The sequence below is a fragment of the Leclercia adecarboxylata genome (genome assembly GCF_006874705.1).
GTDB lineage: Bacteria > Pseudomonadota > Gammaproteobacteria > Enterobacterales > Enterobacteriaceae > Enterobacter > Enterobacter adecarboxylatus_C.
In genome coordinates this window covers 289,112-307,327 of sequence record NZ_CP035382.1, presented here as the reverse complement: position 1 = coordinate 307,327, position 18,216 = coordinate 289,112, and the positions used below count along the sequence as shown (strand labels likewise).

The 18,216-nt window shown below is 57.0% G+C and carries 16 protein-coding genes; 12 read left to right on the top strand and 4 right to left on the bottom strand.

Annotated elements, in window-relative coordinates:
- The first annotated feature begins 53 nt into the window (after nt 1-53).
- From ES815_RS02510 to mglC, 7 genes are all read left to right on the top strand, one after another.
- Complete coding sequence (locus ES815_RS02510) at nt 54-1,187, top strand: YbfB/YjiJ family MFS transporter (protein ID WP_142486483.1); 1,134 nt, start codon at nt 54-56, stop codon at nt 1,185-1,187.
- Between the two features lie 117 nt (nt 1,188-1,304).
- Nucleotides 1,305-1,973 (top strand): GTP cyclohydrolase I FolE, encoded by a 669-nt coding sequence (folE, locus tag ES815_RS02505; protein ID WP_032612616.1) that lies wholly within the window; start codon nt 1,305-1,307, stop codon nt 1,971-1,973.
- A 17-nt stretch (nt 1,974-1,990) separates the two neighbouring features.
- Nucleotides 1,991-3,148, top strand: a complete 1,158-nt coding sequence (gene yeiB / locus ES815_RS02500) for a DUF418 domain-containing protein YeiB (protein WP_142486482.1) — start codon at nt 1,991-1,993, stop codon at nt 3,146-3,148.
- Nucleotides 3,149-3,303: 155 nt separating this feature from the next.
- Nucleotides 3,304-4,326: an HTH-type transcriptional regulator GalS gene (galS, locus tag ES815_RS02495; protein WP_142486481.1), complete on the top strand. Its 1,023-nt coding sequence runs from the start codon at nt 3,304-3,306 to the stop codon at nt 4,324-4,326.
- A 294-nt stretch (nt 4,327-4,620) separates the two neighbouring features.
- Complete coding sequence (gene mglB / locus ES815_RS02490) at nt 4,621-5,619, top strand: galactose/glucose ABC transporter substrate-binding protein MglB (protein WP_142486480.1); 999 nt, start codon at nt 4,621-4,623, stop codon at nt 5,617-5,619.
- A gap of 71 nt (nt 5,620-5,690) precedes the next feature.
- A complete protein-coding gene (mglA, locus tag ES815_RS02485; RefSeq protein WP_142486479.1) occupies nt 5,691-7,211 on the top strand; it encodes a galactose/methyl galactoside ABC transporter ATP-binding protein MglA in 1,521 nt (506 codons plus the stop codon).
- A 15-nt stretch (nt 7,212-7,226) separates the two neighbouring features.
- On the top strand, nt 7,227-8,237 hold the full coding sequence (mglC, locus tag ES815_RS02480; RefSeq protein WP_142486478.1) for a galactose/methyl galactoside ABC transporter permease MglC: 1,011 nt from the start codon (nt 7,227-7,229) through the stop codon (nt 8,235-8,237).
- Nucleotides 8,238-8,771: 534 nt separating this feature from the next.
- Here mglC and sanA read toward each other — a convergent pair.
- The 4 genes from sanA to ES815_RS02460 all read right to left on the bottom strand — a co-directional run bounded on the left by sanA (nt 8,772) and on the right by ES815_RS02460 (nt 11,717).
- Nucleotides 8,772-9,485, bottom strand: a complete 714-nt coding sequence (sanA, locus tag ES815_RS02475) for an outer membrane permeability protein SanA (protein ID WP_142486477.1) — start codon at nt 9,483-9,485, stop codon at nt 8,772-8,774.
- A gap of 128 nt (nt 9,486-9,613) precedes the next feature.
- A complete protein-coding gene (gene cdd, locus ES815_RS02470) occupies nt 9,614-10,498 on the bottom strand; it encodes a cytidine deaminase (RefSeq protein ID WP_142486476.1) in 885 nt (294 codons plus the stop codon).
- Between the two features lie 128 nt (nt 10,499-10,626).
- A complete protein-coding gene (locus ES815_RS02465) occupies nt 10,627-11,322 on the bottom strand; it encodes a CidB/LrgB family autolysis modulator (RefSeq protein WP_142486475.1) in 696 nt (231 codons plus the stop codon).
- Nucleotides 11,319-11,717, bottom strand: a complete 399-nt coding sequence (locus ES815_RS02460) for a CidA/LrgA family protein (RefSeq protein WP_142486474.1) — start codon at nt 11,715-11,717, stop codon at nt 11,319-11,321. The genes ES815_RS02465 and ES815_RS02460 overlap by 4 nt, the downstream gene beginning before the upstream one ends.
- 215 nt (nt 11,718-11,932) lie before the next feature.
- Here ES815_RS02460 and map point away from each other — a divergent pair, with 215 nt between their 5' ends.
- From map to ES815_RS02435, 5 genes are all read left to right on the top strand, one after another.
- Complete coding sequence (gene map, locus ES815_RS02455) at nt 11,933-12,712, top strand: type I methionyl aminopeptidase (RefSeq protein WP_142486473.1); 780 nt, start codon at nt 11,933-11,935, stop codon at nt 12,710-12,712.
- A gap of 90 nt (nt 12,713-12,802) precedes the next feature.
- Nucleotides 12,803-13,735 (top strand): tRNA dihydrouridine(16) synthase DusC, encoded by a 933-nt coding sequence (gene dusC / locus ES815_RS02450; protein ID WP_142486472.1) that lies wholly within the window; start codon nt 12,803-12,805, stop codon nt 13,733-13,735.
- A 157-nt stretch (nt 13,736-13,892) separates the two neighbouring features.
- A complete protein-coding gene (licT, locus tag ES815_RS02445) occupies nt 13,893-14,726 on the top strand; it encodes a BglG family transcription antiterminator LicT (protein ID WP_142486471.1) in 834 nt (277 codons plus the stop codon).
- A gap of 138 nt (nt 14,727-14,864) precedes the next feature.
- Entirely contained in the window at nt 14,865-16,727 is a 1,863-nt protein-coding gene (gene bglF / locus ES815_RS02440) for a PTS beta-glucoside transporter subunit IIABC (RefSeq protein WP_142486470.1), read from the top strand.
- Nucleotides 16,728-16,739: 12 nt separating this feature from the next.
- Nucleotides 16,740-18,134 (top strand): glycoside hydrolase family 1 protein, encoded by a 1,395-nt coding sequence (locus ES815_RS02435; protein ID WP_142486469.1) that lies wholly within the window; start codon nt 16,740-16,742, stop codon nt 18,132-18,134.
- Nucleotides 18,135-18,216 lie beyond the last annotated feature (82 nt).

Below are 18,216 nucleotides of genomic sequence, written 5' to 3'. Positions count from 1 at the left end.
TAACGACATATCCTGCATCATGAATTTACGAAACTTTAACAACTGGAGTGGTCATGGCGCTGCGTATCGCGCTCAGCGGATTTGTGGTTCTGGTGGTGGCGATGGGAATAGGGCGCTTTGCCTTTACCCCACAGGTACCGCTGATGATTGCGGCAGGGCAACTCACCCTGACCAGCGCCGGGCTGGTGGCGGCCATGAACTATCTCGGCTATCTGGTGGGGGCATGGGATGCCATGCGCGCGCACCGGTTTGTCGAAGGTCGGCTGTGGCTGGGGATTATTGGCGCGGTGGCGCTGACCCTGCTTTCGGCGGTCGCAGATAATGCCCTGGTCCACGGGCTGCTGCGTTTTGTGATTGGCTGCATGAGCGGCTGGTCAATGGTGCTGGTGGCCGCCTGGACCAACGAGCGGCTGGCCCATTTCGGCAAACCTGGCCTGAGTGCTGCGGTCTTCGCCGGGCCTGGAGCGGGTATTACCATCAGCGGTCTGCTGGCGGTGTGGATCCAGGCGCACGGGTTATCAGCCGGCGCCGCGTGGCAAATCTACGGCGTGCTGGCGCTGGTGCTGATCGCGCTGGTGGCCCGCTATCTGCCGCGTGCCGGGCAACTGCATCGTCCCGGCACCACGCCGGAGCCGCTGACGCTGACCCGCGATCTGCGTCGTCTGGTCTGGAGCTACAGCCTCGCCGGGTTTGGCTACATCCTCCCGGCGACCTTTTTGTCGCAGATGGCGGCGCTGCGCTTTCCCGGCAGCGCGTTTGCCCAGTTTGTCTGGCCGGTGTTCGGCGTGGCCTCGGTGCTGGGCATTGCCCTGAGTATCGCTCTGCGCCATGTTTCCACTACTAACCGCAGGCTGGCGCTGGTGCTCTGGCTGCAGGCGGTGGGGGTGATTGCCGCCTGGCTGATGCCGGGGATGGCCGGTCTGGTGACCGGTGCGCTGCTGGTGGGCGGCGGATTTTTATGTGCGGTCCAGCTCTCGTTGCTCTACGGGCGTGAACTGGCACCGAATCACACGCGTTATATGGCCGGGTTACTGACGACCGGCTATGCGGTCGGGCAGTTGATTGGCCCGATGACCTCGGCGCTGTCGAGCTGGCTCACCCATCAGCTGGAGCCCGCCCTGGGCCTTGCTGGTATCGCCCTTTTCGTGGCGGGTGGGCTGGTCTGGCAGCGTCAGGTTGAAAGGTAACGGCAATTGGAATAATTATCGCGGTGAATACTGGATTATGCTCGCCGCCTCGCGCACAATGAGTGCACATTTTGCCCCACGGAGGGCAGAAGAGCACCGCACCTGCAGGAGAAAAGAATGTCATCAATGAGTAAAGAAGCAGCTCTCGTCCACGAAGCGCTGGTCGCACACGGTCTCGAAACCCCGCTGCGTCCGCCGGTTCAGGATCTGGACAACGAAACGCGTAAACGTCTTATTTCCGGGCATATGACCGAAATCATGCAGCTGCTGAATCTCGATTTGAGCGATGACAGTCTGATGGAGACCCCACGTCGCATCGCCAAAATGTATGTCGATGAGATTTTCTCCGGGCTTGATTACGCTAATTTCCCGAAAATCACCGTCATCGAAAACAAAATGAAGGTAGATGAGATGGTGACGGTACGTGATATCACCCTGACCAGCACCTGTGAACACCACTTTGTGACCATCGACGGCAAAGCGACCGTGGCCTATATTCCGAAAGACTCGGTGATTGGCCTGTCGAAGATTAACCGTATCGTGCAGTTCTTTGCCCAGCGTCCGCAGGTGCAGGAGCGTTTAACCCAGCAGATCCTCATCGCGCTGCAAACGCTGCTTGGCACCAACAACGTGGCGGTTTCCATTGACGCGGTGCATTACTGCGTGAAAGCGCGCGGCATTCGTGATGCCACCAGCGCCACCACGACCACCTCGCTAGGCGGCCTGTTTAAATCAAGCCAGAACACCCGTCAGGAGTTCCTGCGCGCCGTACGTCACCACAACTGATCATCAGGGCAGGATACATGGAAAGAAATGTCACGCTGGATTTCGTTCGTGGCGTCGCTATTCTGGGTATTCTGCTGCTCAATATCAGCGGCTTCGGTCTGCCGAAAGCCGCTTACCTCAATCCCGCCTGGTATGGCGATATTACCCTCAGTGATGCCTGGACATGGGCGGTGCTGGATCTCTTCGCCCAGGTCAAATTCCTCACCCTGTTTGCCCTGCTGTTCGGCGCCGGACTTCAGTTACTGCTGAAACGCGGAAAGCGCTGGATCCAGGCCCGCCTCTCGCTGCTGGTGCTGCTCGGGTTTATTCACGGGCTGCTGTTCTGGGACGGTGACATTCTGTTGGCCTACGGGCTGGTGGGGCTGATCTGCTGGCGCATCATCCGCGATGCCCACGATGTCAAAAACCTCTTTAATACCGGGGTGGTGCTTTTTCTCATCGGCGTTGCCATCCTGCTGCTACTGGGGGTTATCTCGGGCGGCTCTACCAATCGTTCCTGGATGCCGGATGCGGCAAGTCTCCAGTATGAGCAGTACTGGAAACTGGGCGGCGGAATGGAGGCTATCAGCAACCGGGCCGATATGATTGGCAACAGCCTGCTGGCGCTTGGGGCGCAGTACGGCTGGCAGCTGGCGGGGATGATGCTGATCGGCGCCGCGCTGATGCGTACCGGCTGGCTGAAAGGCGAGTTTAGCCTGCGTCACTATCGGCGTACCGGGCTGTGGCTGGTGCTGGCCGGTTTGGCGATTAATCTCCCGGCGGTGATCGCCCAGTGGTATCTGAACTGGGATTACCGCTGGTGTGCGTTTCTGTTACAGGCACCGCGCGAACTTAGCGCGCCGCTGCAGACGATAGGCTATGCCGCGCTGATGTATGGCTTCTGGCCGCAGCTCTGTCGTTTCCGGCTGGTGATGGCGGTGGCCTGCGTGGGGCGGATGGCGCTTAGCAACTATCTTCTCCAGACCCTTATCTGCACGACCCTGTTCTATCAGTTAGGCCTGTTTATGCATTTTGATCGCCTGCAGCTGCTGGGTTTTGTCCTGCCAGTCTGGCTGGTGAACATCCTGTTCTCGGTTTTCTGGCTGCGCCATTTCCGCCAGGGTCCGCTGGAATGGCTGTGGCGGCAATTGACCGCACGTGCTGCAGGGGTTTCATTAAGTAATACATCCGGATAACGATCTGGATCACAATCATTAACAAAACGGATGTAACCGTTTTCATCCTTGTGAGCTTCTTCACGTAGTCCTCCCTTTCTCGCTGCCAGAATAGTCACCTTGCTAAACACAGGGGGTGTCTGTGAGTTGCTGCAATCTAAATAAGGATGGTGAATATGATCACCATTCGTGACGTCGCGCGTCAGGCGGGCGTTTCTGTCGCCACCGTTTCCCGGGTTCTCAATAACAGCGCGCTGGTCAGTCCGGAGACCCGCGAGTGCGTGATGAAAGCCGTCACGGCGCTCGGCTACCGGCCGAACGCCAACGCCCAGGCGCTGGCGACCCAGGTCAGCGACACCATCGGCGTGGTTGTGATGGACGTGTCGGATGCCTTCTTTGGCGCACTGGTGAAAGCCGTGGACATGGTTGCCCAGGAGCACCAGAAAAATGTGCTGATCGGTAACAGCTATCACGAGGCGGAAAAAGAGCGTAATGCCATTGAGGTGTTGATCCGTCAGCGCTGTAACGCCCTGATTGTCCACTCAAAAGCCTTAAGCGATGAGGAGCTGTCTTCTCTGATGGAGCAGATCCCCGGCATGGTGCTGATCAACCGCATCGTGCCTGGCTATGCCCACCGCTGCGTCTGCCTTGATAACGTCAGCGGAGCGATGATGGCGACGCGGATGCTGGTGAACAACGGACATCAGCGCATCGGCTATCTTGCGTCAAGCCACCGCATTGAGGATGACGAAATGCGTCGTGAAGGCTGGCAGAAAGCGTTGCTGGAGCAGGGCATTACCGCATCGGACAGCTGGATTGGTACAGGCGCGCCGGACATGCAGGGCGGAGAGGCGGCCATGGTGGAGCTGCTCGGGCGCAACCTGCAGCTGACCGCGGTCTTTGCCTACAACGATAGCATGGCCGCAGGCGCGCTAACGGCGCTGAAGGACAACGGCATTGCGGTGCCACAGCATCTGTCATTGATTGGTTTCGATGATATTCCGATTGCCCGTTACACGGACCCTCAGCTGACCACGGTGCGCTACCCGATTGCCTCTATGGCACGGCTGGCCACGGAGCTGGCGTTGCAGGGGGCCGCAGGGAAACTGGATATCACCGCAACACACTGTTTTATGCCGACTTTAGTGCGTCGTCACTCGGTAGCCCTGCGGCAAATTGTGGCACCGATCACTAACTAATAATTCGCCGTGATGTAACCGTTTTCAATTTGTGAGTAAATTCACAGTAAGTTAACAATGCGCTGTCTATGATGTCAGCGTTTTAGTGACTGAAACGCTATGTAACGGTGAATAATCACTTTCACTATAGCCAGGGCACATTAAACATCCAAAAAAACGCATTCTGGAGCGTTACCGACCAAGGAAGATAGAAATTTTATAAGTGGACTTCGGCCGGCATTAACGTTTCATTAACATTTGCCCGCCGATCGTTATTCACACGAACTACCCTGCATAAAAAAAACCGGAGATATCATGAATAAGAAGGTGTTGACTCTGTCTGCTGTTATGGCAAGCATGCTTTTTGGTGCAACCGCGCACGCTGCAGATAGCCGTATTGGTGTGACTATCTATAAATACGACGACAACTTTATGTCTGTTGTGCGTAAAGCCATCGAGAAAGAGGGTAAATCAGCTCCAGAAGTGCAGCTGCTGATGAATGACTCCCAGAATGACCAGTCAAAACAGAACGACCAGATCGACGTACTGCTGGCAAAAGGCGTGAAAGCACTGGCAATCAACCTTGTTGACCCGGCGGCTGCAGGCACCGTTATTGAGAAAGCGCGTGGCCAGAATGTGCCAGTGGTGTTCTTCAACAAAGAACCTTCCCGTAAAGCGCTGGATAGCTACGACAAAGCCTTCTACGTGGGCACCGACTCCAAAGAATCCGGCATCATTCAGGGCGACCTGATTGCTAAACACTGGGCTGCTAACCCGAACTGGGATCTGAACAAAGACGGTCAGGTTCAGTTTGTGCTGCTGAAAGGCGAGCCAGGCCACCCGGATGCTGAAGCACGTACCACTTACGTGATCAAAGAGCTGAACGACAAGGGCCTGAAAACCCAGCAGCTGGCATTAGATACCGCCATGTGGGACACCGCACAGGCGAAAGACAAGATGGACGCATGGCTGTCTGGCCCGAACGCTAACAAAATCGAAGTGGTTATCGCCAACAACGATGCGATGGCAATGGGTGCTGTAGAAGCCCTGAAAGCACACAACAAATCCTCTATCCCGGTATTTGGCGTGGATGCTCTGCCAGAAGCGCTGGCACTGGTTAAATCTGGCGCAATGGCCGGTACCGTGCTGAACGATGCCAACAACCAGGCGAAAGCCACCTTCGACCTGGCGAAAAACCTGGCAGAAGGCAAAGGCGCAGCTGACGGCACCAACTGGAAAATCGACAACAAAGTTGTTCGCGTACCGTACGTTGGCGTAGATCAGGAAAACCTGGCGCAGTTCACCGGTAAATAAGTTAAAGCATTCCACTGGGCGCAGTTTCTGCGCCCTTTTATCACGCGACGCGAGGCCGAGAAGGTATAATTATGGTCAGCACAACGACTCAGTCGTCCGGTGAATACTTGTTGGAAATGAGCGGTATCAACAAGTCGTTTCCCGGGGTTAAAGCACTGGATAATGTTAATTTAAAAGTACGGCCTCACTCCATTCACGCCTTAATGGGTGAAAACGGTGCGGGTAAATCAACATTATTGAAATGCTTATTTGGGATCTATCAAAAAGATTCTGGCAGCATTCTTTTTCAGGGGAAAGAGATCGATTTCCATTCCGCCAAAGAGGCACTGGAAAACGGTATTTCGATGGTTCACCAGGAACTTAACCTGGTACTTCAGCGTTCTGTTATGGACAATATGTGGTTGGGTCGTTATCCGACCAAAGGCGTATTTGTCGATCAGGACAAAATGTATCGCGACACCAAAGCAATTTTTGATGAACTGGATATTGATATCGATCCGCGTGCGCGCGTCGGTACATTATCGGTTTCACAGATGCAGATGATCGAAATCGCCAAGGCCTTCTCCTATAACGCGAAAATCGTGATTATGGATGAGCCTACCTCTTCGTTAACGGAAAAAGAGGTGAACCATTTGTTCACCATTATCCGTAAGCTGAAGGATCGCGGCTGCGGCATCGTCTATATCTCGCACAAAATGGAAGAGATCTTCCAGCTGTGTGATGAGATTACGGTACTGCGCGACGGCCAGTGGATCGCCACCCAGCCGCTGGAAGGGCTGGACATGGACAAGATCATCGCCATGATGGTGGGGCGCTCCCTGAACCAACGTTTCCCGAACAAAGAGAACAAGCCGGGCGAAGTGATTCTGGAGGTGCGCAACCTGACTTCACTGCGTCAGCCCTCCATTCGCGACATCTCCTTCGACCTGCATAAAGGGGAGATCCTCGGGATTGCCGGTCTGGTGGGGGCCAAGCGTACCGATATCGTGGAGACCCTGTTCGGTATTCGCGAGAAATCCGGCGGGACCATCACCCTGCACGGGAAAAAGATCAATAACCATAACGCCAACGAAGCCATTAACCACGGCTTTGCGCTGGTGACGGAAGAGCGTCGCTCGACCGGTATTTACGCCTATCTGGATATTAACTTTAACTCCTTAATTTCTAATATTCATAATTACAAAAACAAAATCGGCCTGTTGGATAATTCCCGCATGAAGAGCGATACCCAGTGGGTAATTGACTCGATGCGCGTAAAAACCCCAGGACATCGCACGCAAATTGGTTCGCTCTCCGGTGGTAACCAGCAAAAGGTAATTATTGGACGCTGGTTATTAACCCAGCCTGAAATTCTGATGCTGGATGAACCAACCCGTGGTATCGACGTTGGTGCAAAATTTGAAATTTATCAGCTGATTGCTGAATTAGCCAAGAAAGATAAAGGGATTATTATTATTTCGTCCGAAATGCCGGAATTGTTAGGGATCACAGATCGTATTCTGGTTATGAGCAATGGTCTCGTTGCCGGAATTGTTGAAACCAAAACGACAACGCAAAACGAAATTTTGCGTCTTGCGTCTTTGCACCTTTAAGATTAGGGGCTCCTCATGAGTGCGTTAAATAAGAAAAGTTTTCTTACTTATCTGAAAGAAGGCGGTATTTACGTTGTTCTTTTAGTCTTGCTGGCCATTATTATTTTCCAGGATCCGACATTCTTAAGTCTGCTGAACTTAAGTAACATTCTGACTCAGTCTTCTGTACGTATTATTATCGCCCTGGGCGTGGCGGGCCTGATCGTTACCCAGGGTACCGACCTGTCAGCTGGTCGTCAGGTCGGCCTGGCGGCGGTTGTCGCGGCAACGCTTCTGCAATCCATGGAAAACGCCAACAAGGTGTTCCCGGAAATGGCGACCATGCCCATCATCCTGGTGGTCCTGATTGTCTGTGCTATCGGTGCGATTATTGGTCTGATTAACGGCATCATCATCGCTTACCTGAACGTAACGCCGTTCATCACCACCCTGGGTACGATGATCATCGTTTACGGTATCAACTCCCTGTACTACGACTTCGTGGGTGCATCGCCGATTTCCGGTTTCGACAGCGGCTTCTCCACCTTTGCGCAGGGCTTTATCGCGCTGGGTAGCTTCCGCCTCTCTTACATCACCTTCTATGCCCTGATTGCGGTGGCCTTTGTCTGGGTGCTGTGGAACAAAACCCGCTTCGGTAAGAACATCTTCGCTATCGGCGGTAACCCGGAAGCGGCGAAAGTCTCCGGTGTTAACGTGGCGCTGAACCTGCTGGTGATCTATGCCCTGTCCGGCGTGTTCTACGCGTTCGGTGGTCTGCTGGAAGCGGGCCGTATCGGCTCTGCCACCAACAACCTCGGCTTTATGTATGAGCTGGATGCGATTGCCGCGTGCGTCGTCGGTGGCGTGTCGTTCAGCGGTGGTGTGGGTACCGTACTGGGCGTGGTAACCGGTGTTATCATCTTCACCGTTATTAACTACGGTCTGACCTATATCGGCGTGAACCCGTACTGGCAGTACATCATCAAGGGCGCGATCATTATCTTCGCCGTTGCGCTGGACTCCCTGAAGTACGCGCGTAAGAAATAAGATTGCTGATAACGAAAAAACCCGCGTAATGCGGGTTTTTTTATGCCCGGCGGCGCTACGCTTGCCGGGCCTACGGTATTGCAGGGTTTTGTAGGCCGGGTAAGGCGAAGCCGCCACCCGGCGATGTGGCAGAGGTGCGGCTGATGCCCGGCGGCGCTACGCTTGCACGGGCCTACGGTATTGTGGGGTTTTGTAGGCCGGGTAAGGCGAAGCCGCCACCCGGCGATGTGGCAGAGGTGCGGCTGAGGCCCGGCGGCGCTACGCTTGCCGGGCCTACGGTATTGCAGGGTTTTGTAGGCCGGGTAAGGCGAAGCCGCCACCCGGCGATGTGGCAGAGGTGCGGCTGATGCCCGGCGGCGCTGCGCTTGCACGGGCCTATGGTATTGCGGGGTTTTGTAGGCCGCGTAAGACGAAGCCGCCACCCGGCGATATGGCCGCGGTGCGGCTGATGCCCGGCGGCGCTGCGCTTGCACTGGCCTACGGTATTGCGGGGTTTTGTAGGCCGGGTAAGGCGAAGCCGCCACCCGGCGAGGTTTATTTCTTCTTCTGCATCTCCAGCAGCTGCTCCGGCGTCACTGCCGGATAACCCTGGGCATCTTCCGGCACTTCCAGCATCGCCGGGATCGGCACCAGCGGGCCTAAGAAGCGCGGTTCGCGTTTGAAGACATAGAGATCGGCCAGCGCCCCCAGACGGGCACCAAATTCACGCACCCGCACGGTGAGCATGTCTTTTGGTGACGGGACGGCATAGCACTGCGCCTGAATGCCCATATGCAGGGCAATAAACAGCGCGCGCTCGCAGTGGAAGCGCTGGGTGATGATGATGAAATCGTTGGTATCAAACACCTTACGGGTGCGGACAATGGAATCGAGGGTCCTGAAACCGGCGTAGTCGAGCACGATATCCGCCGGGTCCACGCCTGCGGCAATCAAGTCTTTACGCATGGTGACCGGCTCATTGTAGCTCTGCAGAGCGTTGTCGCCACTCAGCAGCAGGTAGTTGACCTTGCCGCTGTTGTAGGCGTTGAGCGCACCCTGAATGCGGTAGCGGTAATACTGGTTGATCACCCCGGTGCGGTAATACTTGGCGGTGCCAAGCACCACGCCAACCTGGCGGTAGGGCAGATCCTGAAGGTCATCAAAGATATAGGGGGCTGTTTTCCAGCTCATCCAGCGGTCGAGGCCCAGCGCAGTCAACAGCACGATGGCGATCAGGGCAACCAGGCTGTAAAACACGCGCTTTAACATACAGATGACTCTTACCAAAGGTGAAATTTCACTCAGGCTACTTTACCCGTCTGGTAAGCGCAAGAAACGGCGGTTTAATTGGGGGGATTTTCATCAATTATGCGGGCATTGCTGCCCGCATCAGAGGCTTACGCCAGCAGCACGCGGTCGATGCTGGTACAACCCAGCGCGCGCAGCGTGGCCGCGGTGGCATCCCACTGGATCAGTGGAGCATCGGCTTTTTCCGCCAGAATGGCGCGCTGAATATCCGGGTAGTCGTAACCGTTGAGGCTGAGCAGGTTGAGTGCGCCCTGCAGCGGCGGCAGCGTCGGGTTAAAGGCGGCGTTCTCGGCATAGCTGCCGGTGAAGATGCGACCATCGCGACACTCCAGCGCCACTCCGCTCGGGGAGTTGCTGTAGGGGGCGTGCGACTGGTTGGCGGCGCGGATAGCGGCCTGGGCCAGCTCGTCCCCGCTCACGGCGTAGCCATGATCCTGCTCATCCATCAGCAGGGATTTTATCTCCAGATCCTTCGGTCCGAAGGCGTCCGGCAGGTAATCCGCCAGCGTATGCGGATCGCGGCCCGGCAGGTTGATGCGCAGCTGCAAACCGCTGTTAAGTTCGTTCATAAACTGACGGCAGTGGCCGCACGGCGTGTAGTTCACGGTGATGGCCTGCAGGGATTTTTCGCCGCGCAGCCAGGCGTGGCTGATGGCGCTCTGTTCGGCATGCACGGTCTGCTGCATGGTCGCCCCGAGAAACTCCATATTGCCGCCGAAGTACCAGGTACCGCTTACGCCGCGCGCAATGGCACCCACGTTGAAATGGGACAGGTCGGCGCGGGCGCAGGCCGCCGCCAGCGGCAGAAGCGCAAAGGCCAGCGCGTCATCATCCAGATCGGTGGCACGTTTCAGTGCGGTGACCTGTTCAGCCGTCAGCAGGGCGGGGAAGTGTGCATCCGCCAGAACCGGGGCCAGGGCTGACTGCAAATTCTCTGCAAGCTGAGCGAAAGCTGATTGAAAACGTGGGTGCATGGCGTTGCCTCATAAAGGTTAATGGATCGGTAGTGTACGGAGCCGCCGGGGCTTTATATGTGACTCAGATCTCATTATGTGTGCAACTTATGAAACTCAAATTAAAAATGCGCGACGCGTCGCAAATTTTAGCCCATTACCGCCAGAATAATCGGGAACAGGAACGGCGCAATCAGCGAGGTCATGATCCCGCAGATCACCAGCGCCAGGGAGCTGAACGCCCCTTCCTGATAATCCAGCTCCGCGCAGCGGGCGGTGCCGAGGGCGTGAGATGCGGTCCCCATCGCCAGACCACGCGCAGATTTGGTGCGAATACGCATGGCGTTCAGCAGCGTATGGCCTAATACCGCCCCGAGAATACCGACATAAATCACGCACACGGCACTGATTGCCGGGATGCCACCGAGGCTGCCGCCCACCGCCATCGCGATCGGTGTGGTGACGGATTTAGGTAATATAGAGGCCGCAATTTCCGGGGTTGCCCCCATCAGCAGCGCCACCGAGGTGCCGGTGATCATCGCCACCACGCTGCCCACCAGGCAAATGGTAATGATTGACTTCCAGCGGGCGCGGATCTGGTGCAGTTGCTCATACAGCGGAAACGCCAGCGCCACCACCGCAGGTTGCAGCAGGTCGTTGAGGACCTTGCTGCCCTGGAAATATTTTGCGTAGGGGATGCCTGTCAACAGCAGGAACGGAATAATCACTACCATTGCCACCAGCAGGGGGTTAAGCAGCGGGAACTTCAGGCGCACCGCCAGCTTGCGGGCGGCGAAAAATACCGCCACGGTGAGCGGCAGGGACCACCAGATATTGGCCATCATTTTTTCTGTCCTTTTTGCCCAACCACGTTACGTTCCCCGTGCACCAGATGCGTGCTCCAGCTCACCACTAAAAACGCCACCAGCGTGCTGATGGTGCAGGAGACAAATATCGGGCCGAACTGCGCGCTCAGCAGGTCGTAATATTGCATTACCCCCACACCGATCGGCACAAACAGCAGCGCCATATAGCGGATCAGCACCGAGCAGCCGGGCTTAACCCATTTTGCCGGAAGGATTTGCAGCGCGAGCAGTACAAACAGGATCAGCATGCCAATAATGCTGCCGGGAATGGTGATCGGCAGCAGGGAGGCGAGAAAAATACCCGCATACAGGCAGGCATAAATCAGGATGAAGGCGCGCAGGTATTGCCAGACAACGATCAGTGATTTCTTCATGGTGAAAGTCCTTAATGGAACGCATTCATCATACAATTAAAACCGGAAACGTGCTACGGATCACATCATGACTTTTGAGCATACCAGACATTACTTTCTGGAACGTTGGGCAATTCCCCAAACCGCAGGAGACAACGCGGCGCTGACAATATACGATCGGCAGATAAAGATAATGATGCTCAAATCTGGCCCTAACCCTTTACTGGAGGTAATCAATGCCATCAATTGTCATTAAAACCGCCGACGAGCTGGCCCGCCAGCGCCACGCGGGTGAACTGCTGGCCTCGGTGTTCACCATGCTGGACGAATTTATTAAGCCTGGCTTATCAACCATGGAGATCAACAATCGCGCCGAGGCGTTTATCGTCGAGGAGCTTAAGTCCCGTCCGGCCAGCAAAGGGCAGTATGACTACCCCTACGTGCTGAACACCTCGGTCAACGACGTGGTCTGCCACGGTATCCCGAAGGAGTCGGAGCATCTCAAATCGGGTGCCATCGTCAACGTCGACATCACCCTCGAAAACGCGGGCATGATCGCGGACTCCAGTAAAATGTATCTTATCGGCGAGGTTTCGCCCCTGGCCCGCAGGCTGGTGAAAGCGACCTACGAGGGGATGTGGAAGGGGATTAAGGCCGTCAAACCGGGCGCCACGCTGGGCGACATTGGCCACGCTATTCAGTCATACGTTGAAAGCCAGGGCTACAGCGTAGTGCGCGAGTACTGCGGGCACGGCATTGGTAAAGAGATGCACGAAGAGCCGCAGATCCTGCACTACGGCAAACCCGGCGAAGGGCCGGTGTTGCAGGAGGGGATGGTCTTTACCATCGAACCGATGATCAATCAGGGCGACAGCCGGATCAAAACGAAGAAGGACGGCTGGACGGTGGTGACCCGTGACAAAAAGCTGTCTGCACAATGGGAACATACTATCGCCGTAACGGCAGACGGTTTTGAGGTGCTAACCCTGCGCCCTGAAGAGACGCTCCCTGAATAAGACCGCAGCCCCACACGCATATCTTCCCTGACGCTTCCCACCTCTCGCGGGAGCGGCTACTATAGCGCGTCTTTTTTTACGGGTACTGATATGCGTGTATTACTGGCACCGATGGAAGGCGTGCTCGATTCGCTGGTGCGTGAGCTGCTGACCGACGTTAACGACTATGACCTCTGCATCACCGAGTTCCTGCGGGTGGTGGATATGTTATTGCCGGTAAAATCGTTTTACAGACTCTGCCCGGAGCTGCATCACCAGAGCCGCACCCCCTCAGGCACTCTGGTGCGCGTACAGCTGCTGGGACAATATCCCGAGTGGCTGGCGGAAAACGCCGCCCGCGCCGTCGAGCTGGGCTCCTGGGGCGTGGATCTGAACTGTGGCTGTCCGTCGAAAATGGTTAACGGCAGCGGCGGCGGGGCCACGCTGCTCAAAGATCCCGAGCTGATCTACCGCGGCGCGAAAGCGATGCGCGAGGCGGTGCCCTCCCATCTGCCGGTCACGGTGAAGGTGCGTCTGGGGTGGGACAGCGGCGACAGGCAGTTTGAAATTGCCGACGCGGTGCAGCAGGCGGGTGCCAGCGAGCTGGTGGTTCATGGCCGTACCAAAGAGGACGGCTATAAAGCCGAGCGCATTAACTGGCAGGCCATCGGCGAGATCCGCCAACGGCTGACCATACCGGTGGTGGCCAACGGCGAGATCTGGGATCGCGAGAGCGCGCTGGCCTGTATGAAAGAGACCGGCTGCGATTCCATCATGATCGGGCGCGGAGCGCTCAACGTGCCCAACCTCAGCCGGGTGATCAAATACAACGAGCCGCGCATGCCCTGGCCGGAAGTGGTGACGCTGCTGAAGAAGTACTCCCGCCTCGAAAAGCAGGGCGACACCGGTCTGTACCATGTAGCGCGTATCAAGCAGTGGCTGAGCTACCTGCGGAAAGAGTACGACGATGCCCTGGGCCTGTTTCAGGAGATCCGCACCCTGCAAACCTCGGCGGAGATCGCCCGGGTTATTCAGTCAAAATAGGCCAACGTCGATCTGCGTCACGTTTTTTAGCGGGGCGCATTGTGGCATCGAACGAAACTGGTAAAGTGCGCTAACTGGATTGTTACTGCTGCGGCAGGCAAAACCTGATTTTCTGGCATCTGCCGGAGGTCAGGTTTTTTTGTTTCTGGGGCATGAAATGAAAATCGCCAAAATACTGAATAATAATGTGGTGGTTGTTCTGGATGAACAGGGGCGCGAACAGGTCGTGATGGGCCGTGGGCTGGCCTTTCAAAAGCACCCTGGCGACGTGGTCCCGAAAGCGAATATCGAGAAAGTGTTTGCCCTGCAAAGCGACGAGCTGGTGCAACGGCTGGGGGAGTTACTCAGCCAGATCCCGCTGGAAGTGATGACCACCTGCGACCGCATCATCGGGCTGGCGGCGCAGCGGTTGGGGAAACTGCAGGAGAGTTTGTACATCACCTTAACCGACCACTGCTACTTTGCGATTGAGCGGCAGAAGAAAGGGCTGGCGATCAAAAACGTGCTGCTGTGGGACATTAAGCGGCTCTACCCGAAAGAGTTTGAGCTGGGCCAGCAGGCGCGGGCCATCATCGCTCAACGGCTGGGCGTGGAGCTGGGCGAAGATGAAGCCGGATTTATCGCGCTCCATCTGGTCACCGCCCAGCTGCATAGCGAGATGCCGGAGGTCATGCACGTTACCCGGGTGATGCAGGAGATCCTGCAGCTGGTGAAATACAGCTTACAGCTGGAGTATGACGAGGAGTCGCTAAGCTATCAGCGCTTCGTCACCCATCTGAAGTTTTTTGCCCAGCGGATGCTGACCCGCACCGTGGTCGCGGATGACGACGCCTCGCTGCACTCGGCGGTAAAAGATAACTACGCGAAAGCGTGGATGTGCGCCGAAAAGATTGCCCGGCATCTGCAAAAGAGTTATCAGCGCGAGCTGACCACCGAAGAGATTATGTTTCTCACCATTCATATTGAGCGCGTGAGAAAAGAGGGGCGCTAAGCCCCGCTACAAACGGATTGTTACTGCACTATGCAGGCAAAACCTGAGCGCGGCTCCCGAAAGGGCGTCGTTCTCGGGTTTTTTTATTTTTACGACTCGGTCAAACCCTGCCTGCGGGCAGTGAAGAAGGAAAAAGAGATGGAATATCAAGCACTGGCGAAGGATATTCTCGGCCACGTTGGCGGCAAAGAGAACATCGTCAGCCTGGTTCATTGCGCCACCCGGCTGCGTTTCAAACTGAAAGATTCTCAACGTGCGGATGCTGAAGGGCTGAAGAACAATCCCGGGGTGATCATGGTTGTCGAAAGCGGCGGCCAGTTCCAGGTGGTGATTGGCAACCACGTTCATGACGTCTGGCAGGCCGTTTGTCAGGAGGCGGGGCTGGCTGATGATGCGGTACTCGCCGCAGAGGATAAAGGCGAAAAAACCAGCCTCGGCGGCCAGCTTATCGATATTGTCTCCGGCATCTTTACCCCCTTTATCGGCGTTCTCGCCGCCTCGGGGATCCTGAAGGGGATGCTGGCGCTGGCGGTGGTGTGCGGCTGGCTGACCACCGACAGCGGCACCTACAAAATCTGGTTTGCCACCAGTGACGCGCTGTTCTTCTTCTTCCCGCTGGTGCTGGGCTACACCGCCGGTAAAAAGTTTGGCGGTAACCCGTTTATCACCATGGTGATTGGCGGGGCGCTGGTGCATCCGACCATGATTCAGGCCTTTGAGGCCAGTCAGCAGGCGGGCGCGGCGGCCAATGCCTTCCTCGCCATTCCGGTGACCTGGTTTAACTACAGCTCGTCGGTCATTCCGATCATCCTTGCCGCCTGGGTCAGCTGCTGGCTGGAGAAGCAGGGCAACAAACGCCTGCCGTCGGCGATGAAAAATTTCTTCACGCCGCTGATCTGTCTCGGCGTCACGGTGCCGCTGACCTTTCTGGTTATCGGCCCGGTGGCCACCTGGCTCAGCCAGATGCTGGCGAACAGCTATCAGTGGATCTACGTGCTTGCCCCCTGGCTGGCTGGCGCGGCGATGGGCGCGGTATGGCAGATATGCGTCATTTTCGGTCTGCACTGGGGGCTGGTGCCGCTGATGATCAATAACCTCGCCGTGCTGGGTCACGATTCGATGCTGCCGATGTTACTGCCGGCGGTGATGGGGCAGGTAGGGGCCGCGTTCGGCGTGTTCCTGCGTACCCGTGACACAAAGCTGAAGATGCTGGCGGGCTCGTCGGTAACGGCCGGGATTTTCGGTATCACCGAACCGGCGGTCTATGGCGTGAACCTGCCGCTGCGTCGTCCCTTTATCTTCGGCTGCGTGGCCGGGGCGGTCGGCGGCGCGATTGTTGGTTTCTTTGACACTCACGTTTACTCCTTTGGCTTCGGCAATATTTTCACCATCGCGCAGATGATCCCTCCGGGCGGGGTGGACGCCACGCTGTGGGGCGGCATTGCGGGCATGGTGGTGGCGCTGGTGCTGAGCTGTGCCCTGACCCTGATTGCCGGAATGCCTGCCAGCCCGGCCGACGCTTCCCCGGTGGTCGCTAACGTCGATGGCGACACGGTGCTCTCCCCGATGCGCGGCACGGTACTGGCGCTGGACCAGGTGCCGGACGCCACCTTTGCCAGCGGCCTGCTCGGTCAGGGCGCGGCTATCGTTCCTGCAGATAACAAAGTGATTGCCCCCTTTGCGGGGGAAGTGGCCTCGATATTTGCCACTAAGCATGCCATTGGCCTGTTGAGCGACAGCGGCATCGAAGTGCTGATCCACGTCGGGATCGACACCGTGAAGCTCGACGGCAAGCCGTTTACCGCCCACGTGAAGGTGGGTGACAAAGTACAGCCAGGCGATCTGCTGCTGGAGTTCGATCGTCAGGCGATTCTCGATGCCGGATACGATCTGGCGACCCCGATTATTATCAGCAATAGCGACGACTACCGTGATGTCGCGACCGTGGCGGCGACTGCCGTCCAGGCCGGTGCGCCGTTGCTTTGCGTAAGCCATCAATAACAGGAGAACCGAATGAAAACTTTCCCGGACGATTTCTTATGGGGCGGCGCGGTTGCCGCGAATCAGGTAGAAGGCGCTTACCTGGACGATGGCAAAGGATTGTCCACCTCTGACGTTCAGCCGCAGGGGGTATTTGGCCCGGTGGTGGAGCGCGTGGCGGGCGACAGCGGCATCAAAGACGTGGCGATCGATTTCTATCATCGTTATCCGCAGGACATCACACTGTTCGCCGAGATGGGCTTCAGCTGCCTGCGCGTCTCCATTGCATGGACGCGCATCTTCCCGAACGGCGATGAGCAGGAGCCGAACGAGGCCGGACTGGCCTTTTACGACAAGCTGTTTGACGAGCTGGCGGCCCACAACATCACCCCGCTGGTAACCCTCTCGCACTACGAGATGCCGTGGGGGCTGGTGAAGCAGTACGGCGGCTGGGGCAGCCGTCAGGTGATCGGTTTCTTCGAGCGCTATGCCCGCACCGTCTTTGCCCGCTATCAACACAAGGTGAAGCTGTGGCTCACCTTTAACGAGATCAACATGTCCCTGCACGCGCCGATGACCGGCGTCGGTCTGCCGGAAACCAGCAGCAAGGCGGAGGTCTATCAGGCGATCCACCATCAGCTGGTGGCCAGCGCCCTGGCGGTGAAAGCCTGCCACGCGATGATCCCGGACGCCAAAATCGGCAACATGCTGCTGGGCGGCCTGGTCTATCCGCTGACCTGCAAGCCGGACGACGTGCTGGAAGCCCTGCAGGAGAACCGCGCCTGGCAGTTCTTCGGCGATGTACAGTGCCGCGGGGCCTACCCGGGCTACATGCTGCGCTACTTCCGCGATAACGGCATTCAGCTCGAAATCACCGAGGCCGATCGCGAGGCGCTGAAATCGACCGTCGACTTTATCTCCTTCAGCTACTACATGACCGGCTGCGTCACCACCGACGAAGAGCTGAACCAGCAGGCGCGGGCCAACATCCTGAATATGGTGCCGAACCCGCATCTGGCCAGTTCAGAGTGGGGCTGGCAGATCGACCCGGTTGGCCTGCGCACCCTGCTGAACGTGCTCTGGGATCGCTATCAGAAACCGCTGTTTATTGTGGAGAACGGCCTGGGAGCAAAGGACAAGCCGGACGCCGACGGGGTGGTGCAGGATGATTACCGCATCAGCTACCTCAACGACCATCTGGTGCAGGTGCGCGAGGCGATTGAGGACGGCGTGGAGGTGATGGGCTACACCAGCTGGGGCCCGATCGATCTGGTGAGCGCTTCCAAAGCGGAGCTCTCCAAGCGCTACGGTTTTATCTATGTCGATCGTGACGACAGCGGTGCAGGCACGCTGGCGCGCAGCCGTAAGAAGAGTTTTTACTGGTATCAGGAAGTGATTGCGACGAAGGGCGCTTCGCTGAAAGCCTGATGACCGCAGGGGCGCCCGGCGGCATATCGGGCGCCTTTTCTGAATATGTAAAGGTATGACAAATTGTGGATTGCCACCGATT